Raw genomic sequence first — 16349 nt, forward strand, 5'->3', positions numbered from 1 at the left:
GCCCATGACCGAGGCCGGGGGGCGGGAGGACCGCGTCGACCTGCGCCGCCTGCTCGTCCTCGTGCGGCAGCGGCTGCGCGGCGGACGGCGGCGGGTGCGGGCCGCCGCGCTGCCCGTGGTCGTCGCCGCGGTCGCCGCCGGGCTCTCGTGGGCGGTGGCCTACTACGGGCTCGGGCACGCCCAGCCCTTCTTCGCGCCCGTCGCCACCTGGGTGTGCCTCGGCTTCAGCGCCGACCGCGAGGTGCGCAAGGTCGCCGAGCTGGCGCTCGGCGTGGCGCTGGGCGTGGCCCTGGGGGAGCTCGTCGCCTACGTCTTCAACACCGGCGTCCTGCAGATCATGCTCGTCATCGTCGTCGGGGCCCTGCTCGCCCGCTTCGTCGACCGCGGCCCGATGCTCACCATCCAGGCCGGCGTGCAGGGCATCGTCATCGTCGCCCTGCCCGTCGCCGCCATCGACGGCCCGACGGGCCGGTGGACCGACGCACTCGTCGGCGGCTCCTTCGCCCTGCTCGTCGCGATCCTCACCCCGCAGGACGCCCGCCGCCGGGCACGGCAGCTCGCCGCCGCCAGCCTCGCCGACCTCTCGCAGATGCTCAGCACCCTCGGCAAGGGCCTGCGCGACGGGGACGCGGAGCGGATGCGCGACGCCCTGGCCCTGGGGCGCAGCACGCAGGGGACCCTGGACGACTGGGCGTCGGTGGTCCGCAACGCCGAGCAGTCGGCGCGCATCTCCCCGGCGGCCCGCCGCTACCTGCCCGAGCTGGCGCGCCTGCGCAGGGCCAGCACCCTCGCCGACCGCGCGATGCGCAACGCCCGCGTCATCGCCCGCCGCGGGCTCACCGCCGTCGAGCAGGGTGCCCAGGACGAGCGGGTGAGCGAGGCCTTCGACGGCCTCGCCGTCGGCGCCTCCCGGCTGGGCGAGGCGCTCGGCACCGGCCGGAGCACCGCGGACGCCGCGCAGGTGCTCACCCTCGTCACCGGAGAGCTCGACCCCGAGGACGTCGAGGACCCCGGCTGGCACCTGCAGACCCTCGTCATCCTCATGCGCTCGCTGACCAGCGACCTGCTCCAGGCCTCCGGGCTCAGCGCCGCCGAGGCAAGCCACCTGCTCGCCCGGTAGGCCGGGTGGCTAGACTCGGCGGGTGTTCATCGGCGCCCTCCAGATCTACATCTTCCTCGCGCTCGCCCTGGCGGCCTTCGGCGTGGAGGTGTGGGCGCTGGTGCACTGCCTGCGCCAGCCCGCCCAGGCCTTCAGCTACGCGGGCAAGCGCACGAAGAACTTCTGGCTGATCCTGCTCGTCGTCAACGTCGCCCTCGGCTTCGTCGCCATCCCGCCGCCGATCGGGATCGGGCTGCTCAGCGGCTTCCTCTCGATCATCCTCGTCATCCCCGCGGCGATCTACCTGACCGACGTCAAGCCCGCGGTGAGCGGCTACGGCCGCGGCCGCCGTGGCGGGGGCGGTTGGTGAGGACCGTCCTCCAGCGCGTCGACGGGGCCGCCGTCCACGTCGACGGCGAGCAGGTCGGCGGCTTCACCGGGCCGGGTCTGGTCGCGCTCGTCGGCGTCACGCACGACGACGGCGCCGACCAGGTCGAGCGCACCGCGCGCAAGATCGCCGAGCTGCGGATCCTGCGCGACGAGCGCTCCGTCCTCGACGACGGCGCTCCCGTCCTCGTCATCTCCCAGTTCACCCTCCACGCCGACGTTCGCAAGGGCCGCCGACCCTCGTGGAACGCCGCCGCCCCGGCCGACGTCGCCGAGCCGGTGGTCGACGCCGTCGTCGCCGCGCTGCGCGAGCGGGGCGTCCACGTCGAGACCGGCCGCTTCGGCGCAGACATGCGCGTGTCCCTGGTCAACGACGGCCCGGTGACCATCGTCCTCGACGTCTGACAGGCGCCGGGCCCCCGTCAGGGCTGCTCGAGGGCCGCGGTGAAGGCGGCCAGCACGTCGTCGCCTGCGAGGACGAAGCGGACCAGCTCGACGTCACCGGACCAGCCGCGGACGGCGGCGACCGCCACGCGCGCGACCTCCGCCGCGTCCCAGCCGTAGGCCCCGGCGCTGACGGCCGGGAAGGCGACGGTGCGGGCCGCGACGGCGTCGGCGACGTCGAGGGAGCTGGTGAAGCACGCGGCGAGCAGCGCGGGGTCGGTCTCGCCGCGGTTCCGGTTGGGCCCCACCGTGTGGATCACCCACCGCGCCGGCAGGTCGTAGCCGGCGGTCGGCACCGCCTTCCCGACCAGGAGGCCGTCGGGGAGCTCGGTGCGCCGCAGCTCCATGCACTCCTCGAGCAGCCGCGGCCCGGCGGCCCGGTGGATGGCCCCGTCCACCCCGCCGCCGCCCAGCAGCGAGGAGTTGGCGGCGTTGACGACGGCGTCGACGTCCTGGGTGGTGATGTCGCCCTGCACGGCCTCGATTCGCATGGCAGCCATGGTGCCGCAGCGAGGCCCGCGGGCGCGGGCGCCTGTGGAGGAGGACCATGGAGTCACGCCCCTGGCGAACACGGGCAGGTTCGCGCGAGGCCCGCCGTTAGCATCGATGAACGCTGCCCGGCTGGGATCACCCGGCCACGCCGCCTCGAAGGAGCCCTGATGTTCGAGAGATTTACCGACCGAGCCCGTCGGGTGATCGTCCTTGCCCAGGAAGAGGCACGGATGCTCAACCACAACTACATCGGGACCGAGCACATCCTGCTCGGCCTCATCCACGAGGGCGAGGGTGTCGCGGCCAAGGCGCTGGAGTCGCTCGACATCTCCCTCGAGGGTGTGCGTCAGCAGGTCACCGAGATCATCGGTGAGGGCCAGCAGGCCCCCGGCGGCCACATCCCTTTCACGCCCCGTGCCAAGAAGGTCCTCGAGCTCTCGCTGCGCGAGGCGCTCCAGCTGGGCCACAACTACATCGGCACCGAGCACATCCTCCTCGGCCTCATCCGCGAGGGCGAGGGCGTGGCGGCGCAGGTCCTCAACAAGCTGGGCGCCGACCTCAACCGCGTGCGCCAGCAGGTCATCCAGCTGCTGTCCGGCTACCAGGGCAAGGAGGCCGTCGCGGCCGGCGGCCCCGCCGAGGGCCAGCCCTCCGGCTCCGCCGTGCTCGACCAGTTCGGCCGCAACCTCACCCAGGCCGCCCGCGAGGGCAAGCTCGACCCGGTCATCGGGCGCGAGCAGCCGATCGAGCGGGTCATGCAGGTGCTCTCGCGCCGCACGAAGAACAACCCCGTCCTCATCGGTGAGCCCGGCGTCGGCAAGACCGCCGTCGTCGAGGGGCTGGCCCAGGCCATCGTGCGCGGCGACGTGCCCGAGACCCTGCGCGACAAGCAGCTCTACACCCTCGACCTCGGCTCCCTCGTCGCCGGCTCCCGCTACCGCGGTGACTTCGAGGAGCGCCTGAAGAAGGTCCTCAAGGAGATCCGCACCCGGGGCGACATCGTCCTGTTCATCGACGAGATCCACACGCTCGTCGGGGCGGGCGCCGCCGAGGGCGCGATCGACGCCGCGAGCATCCTCAAGCCGATGCTCGCCCGTGGTGAGCTCCAGACCATCGGCGCCACCACGCTCGACGAGTACCGCAAGCACATCGAGAAGGACGCCGCGCTCGAGCGCCGCTTCCAGCCGATCCTCGTCGATGAGCCGAGCGTCGCCCACACCATCGAGATCCTCAAGGGGCTGCGCGACCGCTACGAGGCCCACCACCGCGTCTCGATCAACGACGAGGCGCTCGTGGCCGCCGCGACCCTCGCCGACCGCTACGTCTCCGACCGCTTCCTCCCGGACAAGGCGATCGACCTCATCGACGAGGCGGGCGCGCGCCTGCGCATCCGCCGGATGACGGCCCCGCCGGAGCTCCGCGAGCTCGACGAGCAGATCTCCGAGGTCCGCCGCGAGAAGGAGTCGGCCATCGACGACCAGGACTTCGAGAAGGCCGCCTCCCTGCGCGACGACGAGAAGCAGCTCTCCGCGCGCCGCGTCGAGCGGGAGAAGGCCTGGAAGTCCGGCGACCTCGACACGGTCGCCGAGGTGGACGAGGACCTCATCGCCGAGGTGCTGGCGATGTCGACCGGCATCCCGGTCTTCAAGCTCACCGAGGCCGAGTCCTCCAAGCTGCTCCACATGGAGGAGGAGCTCCACAAGCGGATCATCGGCCAGGAGGCCGCGATCACCGCGCTGTCCCAGGCGATCCGCCGCACCCGCGCCGGGCTCAAGGACCCCAAGCGCCCCGGTGGCTCCTTCATCTTCGCCGGCCCCACCGGCGTCGGGAAGACCGAGCTGGCCAAGGCCCTCGCCGAGTTCCTCTTCGGTGACGAGGACGCCCTCATCCAGCTCGACATGAGCGAGTTCTCCGAGAAGCACACCGTCTCGCGGCTCTTCGGCTCGCCCCCCGGCTACGTCGGGTACGAGGAGGGTGGCCAGCTCACCGAGAAGGTGCGCCGCCGTCCGTTCTCCGTCGTCCTGTTCGACGAGGTGGAGAAGGCCCACGCGGACATCTTCAACTCGCTCCTGCAGATCCTCGAGGACGGCCGCCTCACCGACGCCCAGGGTCGGATGGTGAACTTCAAGAACACCATCATCATCATGACGACGAACCTCGGGACCCGGGACATCGCCAAGGGCGTGCAGACCGGCTTCCAGGCGAGCGGCGAGCTGTCCAACGACTACGAGCGCATGAAGGCGAAGGTCAACGAGGAGCTCAAGCAGCACTTCCGGCCCGAGTTCCTCAACCGCGTGGACGACACCATCGTCTTCCCGCAGCTCACGCAGGAGCAGATCGTCCAGATCGTCGACCTCATGATCGCCCAGCTCGACGAGCGCATGCGCAACCAGGGCATGGCGATCCGGCTGACCGACGCGGCCAAGCTGCTCCTCGCCGAGCGGGGCTACGACCCCGTCCTGGGCGCCCGGCCGCTGCGCCGCGCGATCCAGCGCGAGATCGAGGACGTCCTGTCGGAGAAGATCCTCTACGGCGAGATCCACGCCGGCCAGACCATCGAGGTCGACGCCGCCGGCGAGGGCCTCCTCGGGGAGTTCCTCTTCCGCGGGCTGGACGAGGGGGAGATCCCCGCGCCCGAGCCGGTCGGTGTCGGCGGTGCGACGACCGTCGAGCAGCGGCAGATGCCGACCGCCCCGCAGGGCGGCGGCGCGGGTGGCGGCGGACAGCTGCAGCCCGGAGCCTGACCCCACGAAGGCCCGGCAACCCCACTGGTTGCCGGGCCTTCGCACGTCCTGAGGAGGGGCCGGTCGGAACTGGATCGGCGAATGTCTCGCCTCAGGGCTCCCCGACCGCTATGGTGGGGAACGCTCCGGCATCGGTCCGGAGCTTTTTTATCGAGGAGTTTTGGCATGGCAACTGGCACCGTGAAGTGGTTCAACGGCGAGAAGGGCTTCGGCTTCATCGCCCCCGACGGCGGGGGTGCGGACGTGTTCGTCCACTACTCCGCGATCGCCACGAGCGGGTACCGCTCGCTCGACGAGAACCAGAAGGTCGAGTTCGACACGACCCAGGGCCCCAAGGGCCCGCAGGCGGAGAACGTCCGCCCGCTCTGAGTCGTCGCGCTCACTGACGCGTCCTTCGCCGCGGTCACCCTCTGGGTGGCCGCGGCGAAGTCGTCTCCGGGGCTACGCGGCTGCCGCTGCGGCGAGCCGGGCCGGCGTCTCGTCGTCGAAGTCGGCGAAGAAGCCGCCCACGCGGTCGGTGAGCTCTCCCATCCCGTCGCAGGCGAAGAGCACCGGCTGGTAGTGGGTGATGTCGTAGTCCTGGGTGGCCATCGCGTGGAAGTCGACCGGCCGGACGTCCGCGCCGCGGAACTCCTCGATCTCCCCGTAGGACGACAGCAGCCCGGCGCCGTAGGCCCGCAGCTCACCGCCCTCCCACATGACGCCGAACTCGATGGTGAACCAGAAGACGTCCGCGACGTACTGCAGGCCCTCGGGGGTCTGGCAGCGCTGTGCGGCCAGCCCGGCCTGGCGCTTGACCTCGGCGATGCCGGGGTGTGCGAGCAGGTTCCCGTGGCCGGTGACCTCGTGGATGATGTCCGGCTCGGGCGTGTAGAGCGGCTGGGACCCGTGCCGCAGGTACTGGGTGGAGTGGAAGACGCCGTCGCCCAGGGAGCCGTAGAACACGTCGAGGGGCACGAGCCCGGCCGCCGGGTGGAGCCGGAACCCGCTGAGCGTGGTGAGGCCGGCGCTGACCTCCTCCAGCTGCGGGACGCGGTCGGTGGGCAGCCCCAGGGCCTCCTTGCCCTCGAGGTAGGCCCGGACGGCGAGCCGTTCGTGCTTGGGGGCGAGCTCGCGGCTGACCTGGGCCCAGATCGCGTTCTCCTCCTCGGTGTACTCCACCGTGGGGACGGGGTCGCCCGGGCGCCAGCGGTGCGCCGGTCCGGCGATCTCCTCGCGGCGGCGCCGGTATTCCGGGTCCTGCGCGCCGGGGTGGTCGGGGGCCAGGTGCACCTCGACGCTGCCGTCAGAGCGGTCGGTGACGGGGGAGTAGAGCTGTGCCTCGTCGAACATGTCCCCTTTGTACCCCCGTCCACCATGTGAGACAAGGGGTGGGGAGCCGCTCGCCGTGCGGCCCACCAGGGGCGCCCCTAGTGTGGAAGACGGAAAGGCCGGACCCGGTCTTTCGCGAACGGAAGGAGCTCTGCATGGGCACTGACGACAAGATCGCGAACTCGACTGAGAAGACCTCGGGGAAGATCAAGGAGGCGGTCGGCGACGCGACCGACAACAAGGACCTCCAGGCCGAGGGTCACAAGGACCAGACCAAGGGCAGCCTCAAGCAGGCCGCCGAGAACGTCAAGGACGCCTTCAAGTAGACCCGGGCTCCTGACGCCCCGCGGGACACTGTCCCGCGGGGCGTTCGCGTGTCCGGGCCGCTCCACTGCAAGATCGGCTCCAGTCGGGACACAGGCGGGATGGTGGGACCTGCCCGCCTGCCGGAGACGAGAGGGGCGCCGTGCGCGAGGACGCGTGGTTCGACGACCTGTACCGGAGCCACGCCACCGCCGTCTACCGCTACTTTGTGCGGCGGGCCCCCGCCGACGACGCCGAGGACCTCACCGCCGAGGTGCTCGCCGTCGCCTGGCGGCGCCGGGCCGACGTCCCGGAGGACGCCGTGCTGCCGTGGCTCTACCGCACCGCCGGCTTCGTCCTCGCCAACCACCGGCGCAAGCGGGTGCCCCTGCCCGTGGACGAGCCGCCCGAGACCCGGGACGACGACGGCGACCCCGCCCTGGCGGCGGTGGCCGACGACGACGTGCGGGTCGCCCTGGCGGCGCTGAGCGAGCGGGACCGGCAGATCCTCGTGCTCCACGCGTGGGAGGGGCTGGGCGGCGCCGAGCTCGCCCAGGTCCTCGGCATCAGCCGGGGCGGTGCCGACGCCGCCCTGTCCCGGGCCCGCGCGCGGCTCGCCGCCGCCTGGCCCGAGTGACCGCTCAGCCCAGGCGGGCCAGCGCAAGGTCGACGAGCTCGACCATGTCCGGCTGCGGGTCGGGCAGCTCGCCCGCCGGCCACCACGCGACGTCGAGGGACTCCTCCGAGACCGCGTGGAGCGCGCCGGCCGGCGCGGTGGCGACGAAGCGCACGTCGAGGTGGCTCGCGCCGCCGCGCGGGTCGCAGAAGGGCACCGGGTGCGCGCTGAGCTGCACCGGGACGGGGTCGAGGACGAGATCCGCGATGCCCGACTCCTCGGTGGCCTCGCGCAGCGCCGCGGCGGCCAGGCTGGGGTCGGCCGGCTCGACGTGGCCGCCGAGCTGGAACCACCGCTGCGCCTTGCGGTGGAGGGTGAGCAGCACGCTGCTGCGGTCCGCCGAGACGACGAGCGTGCTCGCCGTCAGGTGGTCGGGGTAGCACTCGCGCAGGACGCCGAGCGGCTGCGCCCGCAGGTGGGCGACGTAGCGCTCTCGCAGCTGCTCCTGGCGCGCGGTGGGGGCCTGCCACGGCTCGAGGAGGGCGAGGGCGGAGGCGTGCAGGGCGGAGGGCATGGGGGCCAGCCTGCCACCGCCCGCGCTGCAAGATCCGCAGGGCTCGCCACACAGGGGAGGTAGGACAGCGAGGAGGTCAGCGATGGACGAGGACGAGGCAGTCGAGCGCACGCGTGCCGCGGACCCCGGGGCCGGCGCGGAGCCGGACGGCGAGCGGCTGGCCGCGCTCACCGGCGAGCGGCGCGCGGACGAGCTCGCCGCGCGGCGTTCCCGCCCGCGCTGGGCGGCGGTGGCCGCCGTTGCGGCCGGTGCGCTGCTCGTCGGTGGCGGTGCGGGGTTCGGGATCGGCAGGACGTCCGAGACGCCCCCCGGTGACCAGACCGCCGTCGCCTCCTGGGCGCCGGCGACCGAGCCGGAGGTGGCCACCGGGGGCGCGGCCGACGAGCCCGCGCAGAGCATGTCGGCCGCCGAGTCGTCGGTTCCCGGTTACGGCGGGCAGCGCACGACCTTCACCGCCGAGGGCCTCAGCGACGCGGGTGGCAGCGCCCCCGCCTGGGCCTACGACGGCGCGAGCGTCTTCACCGAGGAGTCCGCCCTGCGCGTGGCCGAGGTGCTCGGCGTCGAGGGCGAGCCGAGGCTCGAGGCCGGGTGGGCCGTCGGGTCGGCGGACGGCAGCGGCCCGACCCTCAGCATCGGGCCGGACGCTGCCGTCAGCGTCTTCTTCACCGACCCCGCGCTCCACGAGCTCCTCGAGGACGTCGCCCCCGTCGAGCCGCTCGACGACGGCGCCGCGGAGGATGGGGGAGGCGTGGCGGCCGTCGAGCCCCAGCCCGCGACCGAGCCCACCGCCGTCGCACCCGGCGGTGCGGCCCCGGAGGGCCCGGCCGGAGTTCTCTACGAGACGCTGGCCGCCCTGGGGGTGGACCCCGAGTCGGCCGAGTACACCGAGCAGGAGCTCTGGGCGGGGGGCCGGGTGGCGAGCGTCGTCGCCCACCAGCTGGCCGGCGGCACGCGCACCGGGTACAGCTGGAGCGCCGAGGTCGTCGACGGCGAGGTCATGTCCTTCCACGGGCCGCTCGCGCCGCTCGTGGAGCTCGGTGAGTACGACGTCGTCAGCCCGGCCGAGGCCGTCGAACGGCTCGGCGACCCGCGCTTCGGGGGCAGCCCGGTGTGGCTCGACGACGTCGTCACCCTGCCGGTGCCCGAGCCCGGCGGACGCAGCTGGGACGACCCGCCGCCCCCGGCGCCCGCACCCGGGGCGGCGGTCCCGTGGCCGGTGACCGAGGTGACGATCGTCAGCGCCGAGCCCGCCCTCACCACGCACGACGCAGGCGGCGGCACCCTCCTGCTCCCGGCCTACGAGCTGAGCGACGCCCAGGGGCAGACCTGGAGCGTCGTCGCCGTGGCCGACCACGAGCTGGCGTTCTAGGACGCCACCGCAGGACGCCGTCCCGGCGGGTTGGAGGGCCCGCCGGGACGGCGCCAGTCAGGCGAGCGGCTCGTCGACGAGGTCGGCGTACTCCGGGTGCGCGTCGACCCACCCGGCCATGAACGAGCACTGCGGGAGCACGCGCAGGCCCTCCGTGCGGGCCGCGTCGAGCGCCGCGCGCGCCAGCGCGGATCCCACGCCCTGCCCCTCCGCGGCGGGCTCGACCACCGTGTGCGTGAGGACGACGACGTCACCGTCACGCTCGTAGACGGCGACACCGAGCAGCTCGCCGTCCGCCGTCGCCTCGTACCGGTGCCGGCTCGGTACGTCCCTCACCTCGATCTCGGCCATGGCTCAGCGTGGCACGGGCCTGCGGCGGGCCGCACGCCGGGGCCGCAAGGCCCGGGTGGAGCCCGCGGCGCGTCGCTACAGTGAGAACACGTCCGCGGTGCCGGGGACCGCGGGGACCACCGGAGGCGACGATGCCGAAGTACGTATACCGCTTCAGCGAGGGCGGGATGGACCAGAAGGACCTGCTCGGTGGCAAGGGGGCGAACCTCGCCGAGATGAGCCGGCTGGGCCTGCCGGTACCGCCGGGCTTCACCATCACGACCGAGGCGTGCCGCGCCTACATGCGCGACGGCCACGTGCCGCCGGACCTGCGGGTGGAGGTGACGCTCGCACTGCGGCAGGTCGAGGACACCCTCGGGCGCAGCCTCGGGGACTTCCACGAGCCGCTCCTCGTCTCGGTCCGCTCCGGCGCGAAGTTCTCCATGCCCGGGATGATGGAGACCGTCCTCAACGTCGGCCTCAACGACGCCTCCGTCCAGGGACTCACGGCCGTCACCGGGGACGAGCGTTTCGCCTGGGACTCCTACCGCCGCCTCCTGCAGATGTTCGGCAAGACGGTCCTCGACATCGACGGCGAGCTCTTCTCCGCCGCGCTCGAGGACCTCAAGACCGAGCGCGGCGTCAAGGACGACACCGAGCTCTCCGCCGAGGACCTGCGCGGCCTCGTGGCCACGTACAAGGACATCGTCCGCGAGCAGTCCGGGGCCGACTTCCCCCAGCACCCGCGCCAGCAGCTCGACATGGCGGTCGAGGCGGTGCTGCGCTCGTGGAACACCGACCGCGCCGTCCTCTACCGCCGCCAGGAGGGCATCCCCAACGACCTCGGCACGGCCGTCAACGTCCAGGCGATGGTCTTCGGGAACCTCGGCTCCACGTCCGGCACCGGCGTGTGCTTCACCCGCGACCCCTCGACCGGCCACTCCGGCGTCTACGGGGACTACCTGCCCAACGCGCAGGGCGAGGACGTCGTCGCCGGCATCCGCAACACCGTGCCGCTCGCCGAGCTCGAGACCCTCGACCCCACCTCCTACGCCGAGCTGCGCCAGGCGATGCGGCGCCTGGAGACCCACTACCGCGACCTGTGCGACATCGAGTTCACCATCGAGGACGGCAAGCTCTGGCTGCTCCAGACCCGGGTGGGCAAGCGCACCGCCGCGGCGGCCTTCCGGGTGGCCACCCAGCTCGTCGACGAGGACCTCATCACGATGGACGAGGCCATCTCCCGCGTTACCGGGGCGCAGCTCGGCAAGCTGCTCTTCCCGCAGTTCGACACCGAGGCGGACACCGAGCTCCTCACCACCGGGATGGCCGCCTCGCCGGGCGCCGCGGTGGGGGAGATCGTCTTCGACAACGCCCAGGCCGTCGAGCGCAGCGAGGCGGGCGCGCCCGTCATCCTCGTGCGGCGGGAGACGAACCCCGACGACCTCCAGGGCATGATGGTCGCCGCCGGGATCCTCACCGCCCGCGGCGGCAAGACCTCCCACGCCGCCGTCGTCGCGCGGGGGATGGGGACCTGCGCCGTCGTCGGGGCCGACGAGCTCGACGTCGACGCCGCCCGCCGCGAGCTGCGCGTCAACGGCAGGACCCTGCACGCGGGGGACACCATCGCCATCGACGGCACGTCGGGGCAGGTGTTCCTCGGCGAGGTGCCCGTCGTCGACTCGCCCGTCATGACCTACATCGCCGAGGGCCTGGACGTCGGACGGGCCGCCGCCCCGGACGAGGAGACCCGCGAGCTCGTCGAGGCGGTCCACCGCGTCCTCAGCCACGCCGACGACGCCCGCACCCTGCGCGTGCGGGCCAACGCGGACACCGCCGAGGACGCCCGCAACGCCCGCGAGCGCGGGGCAGAAGGTATCGGCCTGTGCCGTACCGAGCACATGTTCCTCGGCGAGCGGCGCGAGCTCGTGGAGCGCCTCATCCTCGCCGCCGACGACGCCGAGCGCGAGGAGGCGCTCGCGGCCCTGCTCGAGCCGCAGCGGGCGGACTTCGTCGAGATCCTGCGCGCGATGGACGGCCTGCCGACGACGATCCGCCTCATCGACCCGCCGCTCCACGAGTTCCTCCCCGACCTCACCGAGCTGTCGGTCGAGGTGGCGCTCGCGGCCGAGCGGGGCCAGGTGGACGAGCGCCGGGAACGGCTCCTCGCGGCCGTGCGGCGGATGCACGAGTCGAACCCGATGCTCGGGCTGCGGGGCGTGCGCCTCGGCCTCGTCGTCCCCGGTCTCTTCGCGCTCCAGGTGCGCGCGATCGCGCAGGCGACGGCCCAGCTGCGCGGTGAGGGGCTGGACCCGCGGCCGGAGATCATGGTCCCGCTCGTCGGCTCGGTGCGGGAGCTGCAGCTCGTGCGCCAGGAGGCCGAGCGGGTGCTCGCCGAGGAGGGCCGGGCCGCCGAGATGCTCCTCGACCTGCCCATCGGCTGCATGATCGAGCTGCCCCGCGCCGCCCTCACCGCCCACCGCATCGCCGAGCAGGCCGACTTCTTCTCCTTCGGCACCAACGACCTCACCCAGACGACGTGGGGCTTCTCCCGCGACGACGTCGAGGCCGCCTTCTTCTCCCGCTACCTCGCCAACGGGGTGCTGCGCATCTCCCCTTTCGAGACGATCGACGGCGAGGGCGTGGGACCGCTCGTACGCGCCGGCGTCGCGGGCGGCCGGGCGACCAAGCCGCGCATGCACATCGGGGTGTGCGGCGAGCACGGCGGCGACCCCGAGTCCATCCACTTCTTCCACGACGCCGGGCTCGACTACGTCTCGTGCTCGCCCTACCGGGTGCCCGTGGCGCGGCTCGAGGCGGGGCGTGCGGCCGTCATGGCGGGGGACGACGCGACCGCGTGAGCGTCCGGCTCCCTCAGCGCAGCGGGTCGAAGGGGGCGATGGCCGGGTGCGTCTCGCCGGTGGCGATGCGCTCGGCGAGCAGCCGCCCGGTGACGGGGCCGAGGACCATGCCCCACATGCCGTGGCCCCCGGCGACGTAGACGCCCGGCGCTCGCGTCGCCCCGACGAGCGGCAGGCCGTCGGGCGTCACCGGGCGGGAGCCGACCCACTCGTCCTGGCGGTCCTCCAGGTCCACGCCGGTGAGGAGCCGACGTGCGTGCCGGACGATCGCCGCGATCCGCCCGGGCTGGAACGGCTCGTCCGGGCCCCGGAACTCCATCGTCCCCGCGATGCGGAACCGCCCCTGGTAGGGCGTGCACGCGAGGCGGGCGTGGGGCAGGTACACCGGGTGGCGCGCCGGCTGGTCCGTCGCGACGGTGAAGGAGTACCCGCGGCCCGCCTGGACCGCGACCCGCACGCCGAGCGGGCGGGCCAGCCGGGGGAGCCACGCGCCGGTGGCGACGACGACGACGTCCGCGCTGGTGCGCTCGCCCGTCGCCAGCGCGACCACGGGCTTGCGGGTCGAGCTGACGCCGGTGACCTCGACGCCGGAGCGGACGTGGGCGCCGCGCTCGACGACGGCGCGGCCGAGTGCCTCGACGTACGGGCCCGGCTCGAGGAAGCGCTGACCGTCGAGCCGGAACGCCACCCGGACGGCGTCGGACAGCTGCGGGGCCAGCTCCCGCGGGTCCGTCAGCCGCTCGAAGGGGACGTCCTGCCCGTGGCGCACGGCGCCCGCCACCTCGCCCTGGAAGGTCCTCGACTGCGCCTCGTCCTCGAAGCCGACGACGAAGGGCCCCGGGCGCGTCCACGAGTCGACGCCCCCGAGGCCGAGCTCGTCGAAGGCCTCGAGGGCGAGCTTGTCGACCGGTGTCAGCGCGGCCATGGTCCGGTCCCAGGCTCGCGGCGTCGCGTGCCCGAGGAAGCGGGCGAGGAAGGACCACAGCCCTGGCTCGACGCGGAAGGGGACGTGCAGCGCCGCGTCCGGGTCCAGCAGCGCCCGGGGGCCGTAGGACCACAGGCTCGGGTGCGCGAGCGGGATCGCCTTGCCCGGGGTCAGCCAGCCGGCGTTGCCCCACGAGGACCCGGCGGCGACGCCGGTGCGGTCCAGGACGGTGACCTCGTACCCGCGCTCCTGCAGGTGCCACGCCGTCGACAGCCCGACGATGCCAGCCCCGATGACGATGGCGGTGCCCATGCTTCCCCCTGTGCGACCCGGGCCGGTCACCCCGGCCACGCGAACGCTGTCGAGCGTACTGAACGACCGACATCCCCGCGGCGATGTCGAGACGAGGCCGGGCGCTCGGGAGAGGATGGGGGCACCGCTCAACGAGGAGAGTCGATGACCGACCTGATCACCCACGACGTGCGCGTCCACCCCAGCGCGGCGCAGCTCCCGCGCGAGGAGCAGCTCGCCTGGCGCATCGCGGAGGTCGCCACCGAGCGCGTGCCCGTCCCCGACGACGTCGCGGAGATGGTCGCCAACCGCCTCGTGGACAACATGGCCGTGGCGACGGCGTCACTCACCCGGGCACCGGTCGTCGCCGCCCGCGCGCAGGCACGCGCCCACCCCTACCGGCCGGGTGCCACGGTCGCGGGCCTGGACCGCGATGAGCGGGTGAGCCCGGAGTGGGCTGCCTGGGCCAACGGCGTCGCCGTGCGTGAGCTGGACTTCCACGACACCTTCCTCGCCGCCGACTACTCCCACCCCGCCGACACGATCGCCCCGCTCCTCGCCGTCGCCCAGCACCTCGCCCGCCGGCGCGGGCTCACCGGCGCCGACCTCGTGCGCGCCGTCGCCACCGCCTACGAGGTCCAGGTCGACCTCGTACGGGCCATCAGCCTCCACGCGCACAAGATCGACCACGTCGCCCACCTCGGCCCGGCGGTCGCCGCCGGCCTCGGGTCGCTGCTGAGCCTCGACACCGAGACCGTCTTCCACGCCGTCGGGCAGGCGCTGCACACGACGACGGCCACCCGGCAGTCCCGCAAGGGCGAGATCTCCACGTGGAAGGCCTACGCCCCCGCCTTCGCGGGCAAGGTCGCGGTCGAGGCCGTCGACCGGGCGATGCGCGGCCAGACCTCGCCCGCGCCGGTCTACGAGGGGGAGGACGGCGTCATCGCCTGGCTCCTCGACGGGCCCGACGCGCACTACGAGGTGCCGCTGCCGGCGCCCGGAGCACCCCGGCGCGCCATCCTCGACACCTACACCAAGGAGCACTCCGCGGAGTACCAGGCGCAGGCGCTCATCGACCTCGCTCGCCGCCTCCACCGCGAGCGGCCCGAGCTCGGGGACCCGGACGTCGTCGAGTCGATCGTCATCCACACCTCCCACCACACCCACCACGTCATCGGCTCCGGCGCGAACGACCCGCAGAAGTACGACCCCGCCGCCTCCCGGGAGACGCTCGACCACTCGATCCCCTACATCGTGGCGGTCGCGCTGCAGGACGGCGGCTGGCACCACGTCGCCTCCTACCTGCCCGAGCGTGCCTCCCGCCCGGACACCGTGGCACTGTGGCGCAGCATCACGACCGCCGAGGACCCGGAGTGGACCCGCCGGTACCACGCCACCGACCCCGCCGAGAAGGCCTTCGGCGGTCGGCTCGAGATCACCCTGCGCGACGGCTCGCGAGTGGTCGAGGAGATCGCCGTCGCCGACGCCCACCCCCTCGGTGCTCGGCCCTTCCGCCGCGAGCAGTACCTCGCGAAGTTCCGCACGCTCGCCGAGGACGTCCTGGAGCCCGCCGAGACCGAGCGCTTCCTCGGGCTCGCCCAGCGCCTGCCCGAGCTCGGCGCGGACGAGCTCGGCGGGCTCACGGTCACCGCTCCCGCGGCCGCCGCCGTCACCGCCCCGGAGGGGATCTTCTGATGCTCCACGCCCCCACCCCGGCCCACGAGAAGCGTGCCGCCCTGCGGGAGCGGCTCGCCGGCCCGGACCTGCTCCAGCTGCCCGGCGCCTTCAACCCGCTCTCCGCGCGGCTCATCGAGGAGCGCGGCTTCGACGGCGTCTACGTCTCCGGGGCGGTCATCTCCGCCGACCTCGGGCTGCCCGACATCGGGCTCACGACGCTGAGCGAGGTCGCCGAGCGCAGCCGGCAGATCGCGCGGGTCACCGAGCTGCCCGCCCTCGTCGACGCCGACACCGGGTTCGGGGAGCCGATGAACGTCGCCCGCACCGTCCAGGTGCTCGAGGACGCCGGCGTGGCCGGCCTGCACATCGAGGACCAGGTCAACCCCAAGCGCTGCGGCCACCTCGACGGCAAGCAGGTCGTCGAGGAGACGACGGCGCTGCGCCGCATCCGCGCCGCCGTCGACGCCCGCCGCGACCCGGGCCTCCTCGTCATGGCCCGCACCGACATCCGCGCGATCGAGGGCCTGGACGCGGCCGTCGACCGGGCCCGGGCGCTCGCCGACGCCGGTGCCGACGCGATCTTCCCCGAGGCCATGCGGACCCTGGAGGAGTTCGAGGCGGTCGCCTCCGCCGTCGACGTCCCCGTGCTCGCGAACATGACCGAGTTCGGCAAGTCCGAGCTCTTCACCACCGCCCAGCTCGCCGCGACGGGCGTGCGGATGGTCATCTACCCCGTCTCCCTGCTCCGGCTCGCCATGGGCGCCGCCGAGCGGGGCCTCGACACCCTGCGCCGCGACGGCTCGCTGCGCGAGGAGCTCGGCACCATGCAGACCCGCGCGCGGCTCTACGAGCTGCTCGACTACCCGTCCTACGCCCACTTCGACGAGGACGTCTACAACTTCCGCCTCTGACACCGCCGCGAAGGA

The 16349-nt window shown here is 73.6% G+C and carries 16 protein-coding genes; 11 read left to right on the forward strand and 5 right to left on the reverse strand.

The window, feature by feature from the left end; translation table 11 throughout:
* The first annotated feature begins 4 nt into the window (after positions 1-4).
* Genes AA0005_RS03240 through dtd form a run of 3 tightly spaced genes read left to right on the forward strand, consistent with a single transcriptional unit; the run spans position 5 to position 1891 of the window.
* Entirely contained in the window at positions 5-1120 is a 1116-nt protein-coding gene (locus AA0005_RS03240) for an FUSC family protein (protein ID WP_413451992.1), read from the forward strand.
* 22 nt (positions 1121-1142) lie between these two features.
* Positions 1143-1469, forward strand: a complete 327-nt coding sequence (locus tag AA0005_RS03245; protein ID WP_413451993.1) for a DUF2516 family protein — start codon at positions 1143-1145, stop codon at positions 1467-1469.
* On the forward strand, positions 1466-1891 hold the full coding sequence (dtd, locus tag AA0005_RS03250) for a D-aminoacyl-tRNA deacylase (RefSeq protein WP_413451994.1): 426 nt from the start codon (positions 1466-1468) through the stop codon (positions 1889-1891). Before AA0005_RS03245 ends, dtd begins: the two co-directional genes overlap by 4 nt.
* 17 nt (positions 1892-1908) lie before the next feature.
* Here the strand turns inward: dtd and AA0005_RS03255 are convergent, their stop codons facing one another.
* Positions 1909-2421 carry an O-acetyl-ADP-ribose deacetylase gene (locus AA0005_RS03255; protein WP_413451995.1) on the reverse strand — a complete coding sequence of 171 codons (513 nt, stop codon included), beginning with the start codon at positions 2419-2421 and terminating at the stop codon, positions 1909-1911.
* Between the two features lie 168 nt (positions 2422-2589).
* Between AA0005_RS03255 and AA0005_RS03260 the strand changes: the two genes are divergently transcribed.
* Both AA0005_RS03260 and AA0005_RS03265 read left to right on the forward strand, forming a co-directional pair.
* Entirely contained in the window at positions 2590-5166 is a 2577-nt protein-coding gene (locus AA0005_RS03260; RefSeq protein WP_413451996.1) for an ATP-dependent Clp protease ATP-binding subunit, read from the forward strand.
* A gap of 165 nt (positions 5167-5331) precedes the next feature.
* Positions 5332-5535 carry a cold-shock protein gene (locus AA0005_RS03265; RefSeq protein ID WP_413451997.1) on the forward strand — a complete coding sequence of 68 codons (204 nt, stop codon included), beginning with the start codon at positions 5332-5334 and terminating at the stop codon, positions 5533-5535.
* A gap of 72 nt (positions 5536-5607) precedes the next feature.
* Here the strand turns inward: AA0005_RS03265 and AA0005_RS03270 are convergent, their stop codons facing one another.
* On the reverse strand, positions 5608-6498 hold the full coding sequence (locus AA0005_RS03270) for a phenylalanine 4-monooxygenase (protein WP_413451998.1): 891 nt from the start codon (positions 6496-6498) through the stop codon (positions 5608-5610).
* 134 nt (positions 6499-6632) lie between these two features.
* Here AA0005_RS03270 and AA0005_RS03275 point away from each other — a divergent pair, with 134 nt between their 5' ends.
* Positions 6633-6803, forward strand: coding sequence for a CsbD family protein (locus AA0005_RS03275; protein ID WP_413451999.1), 171 nt, complete (start codon positions 6633-6635; stop codon positions 6801-6803).
* A 140-nt stretch (positions 6804-6943) separates the two neighbouring features.
* Entirely contained in the window at positions 6944-7417 is a 474-nt protein-coding gene (locus AA0005_RS03280) for an RNA polymerase sigma factor (RefSeq protein WP_413452000.1), read from the forward strand.
* Positions 7418-7421: 4 nt separating this feature from the next.
* Here the strand turns inward: AA0005_RS03280 and AA0005_RS03285 are convergent, their stop codons facing one another.
* The gene (locus tag AA0005_RS03285; RefSeq protein WP_413452001.1) at positions 7422-7970 is read right to left on the reverse strand and encodes an NUDIX hydrolase; all 549 of its coding nucleotides are present in this window, start codon (positions 7968-7970) and stop codon (positions 7422-7424) included.
* A gap of 82 nt (positions 7971-8052) precedes the next feature.
* Between AA0005_RS03285 and AA0005_RS03290 the strand changes: the two genes are divergently transcribed.
* Complete coding sequence (locus AA0005_RS03290) at positions 8053-9339, forward strand: hypothetical protein (protein WP_413452002.1); 1287 nt, start codon at positions 8053-8055, stop codon at positions 9337-9339.
* Positions 9340-9396: 57 nt separating this feature from the next.
* Here the strand turns inward: AA0005_RS03290 and AA0005_RS03295 are convergent, their stop codons facing one another.
* On the reverse strand, positions 9397-9690 hold the full coding sequence (locus AA0005_RS03295) for a GNAT family N-acetyltransferase (RefSeq protein WP_413452003.1): 294 nt from the start codon (positions 9688-9690) through the stop codon (positions 9397-9399).
* 131 nt (positions 9691-9821) lie between these two features.
* Between AA0005_RS03295 and ppdK the strand changes: the two genes are divergently transcribed.
* Positions 9822-12530, forward strand: a complete 2709-nt coding sequence (gene ppdK, locus AA0005_RS03300) for a pyruvate, phosphate dikinase (RefSeq protein WP_413452004.1) — start codon at positions 9822-9824, stop codon at positions 12528-12530.
* A 13-nt stretch (positions 12531-12543) separates the two neighbouring features.
* Here the strand turns inward: ppdK and AA0005_RS03305 are convergent, their stop codons facing one another.
* The gene (locus AA0005_RS03305) at positions 12544-13767 is read right to left on the reverse strand and encodes an NAD(P)/FAD-dependent oxidoreductase (protein ID WP_413452005.1); all 1224 of its coding nucleotides are present in this window, start codon (positions 13765-13767) and stop codon (positions 12544-12546) included.
* Positions 13768-13911: 144 nt separating this feature from the next.
* On the opposite strand from AA0005_RS03305, the gene AA0005_RS03310 reads away from it, so the two are divergent.
* On the forward strand, positions 13912-15441 hold the full coding sequence (locus AA0005_RS03310; RefSeq protein ID WP_413452006.1) for an MmgE/PrpD family protein: 1530 nt from the start codon (positions 13912-13914) through the stop codon (positions 15439-15441).
* The gene (gene prpB, locus AA0005_RS03315; protein ID WP_413452007.1) at positions 15441-16334 is read left to right on the forward strand and encodes a methylisocitrate lyase; all 894 of its coding nucleotides are present in this window, start codon (positions 15441-15443) and stop codon (positions 16332-16334) included. The genes AA0005_RS03310 and prpB overlap by 1 nt, the downstream gene beginning before the upstream one ends.
* Positions 16335-16349: the final 15 nt, after the last annotated feature.

The organism is Georgenia phoenicis (assembly GCF_047302425.1).
Lineage (GTDB): Bacteria > Actinomycetota > Actinomycetes > Actinomycetales > Actinomycetaceae > Oceanitalea.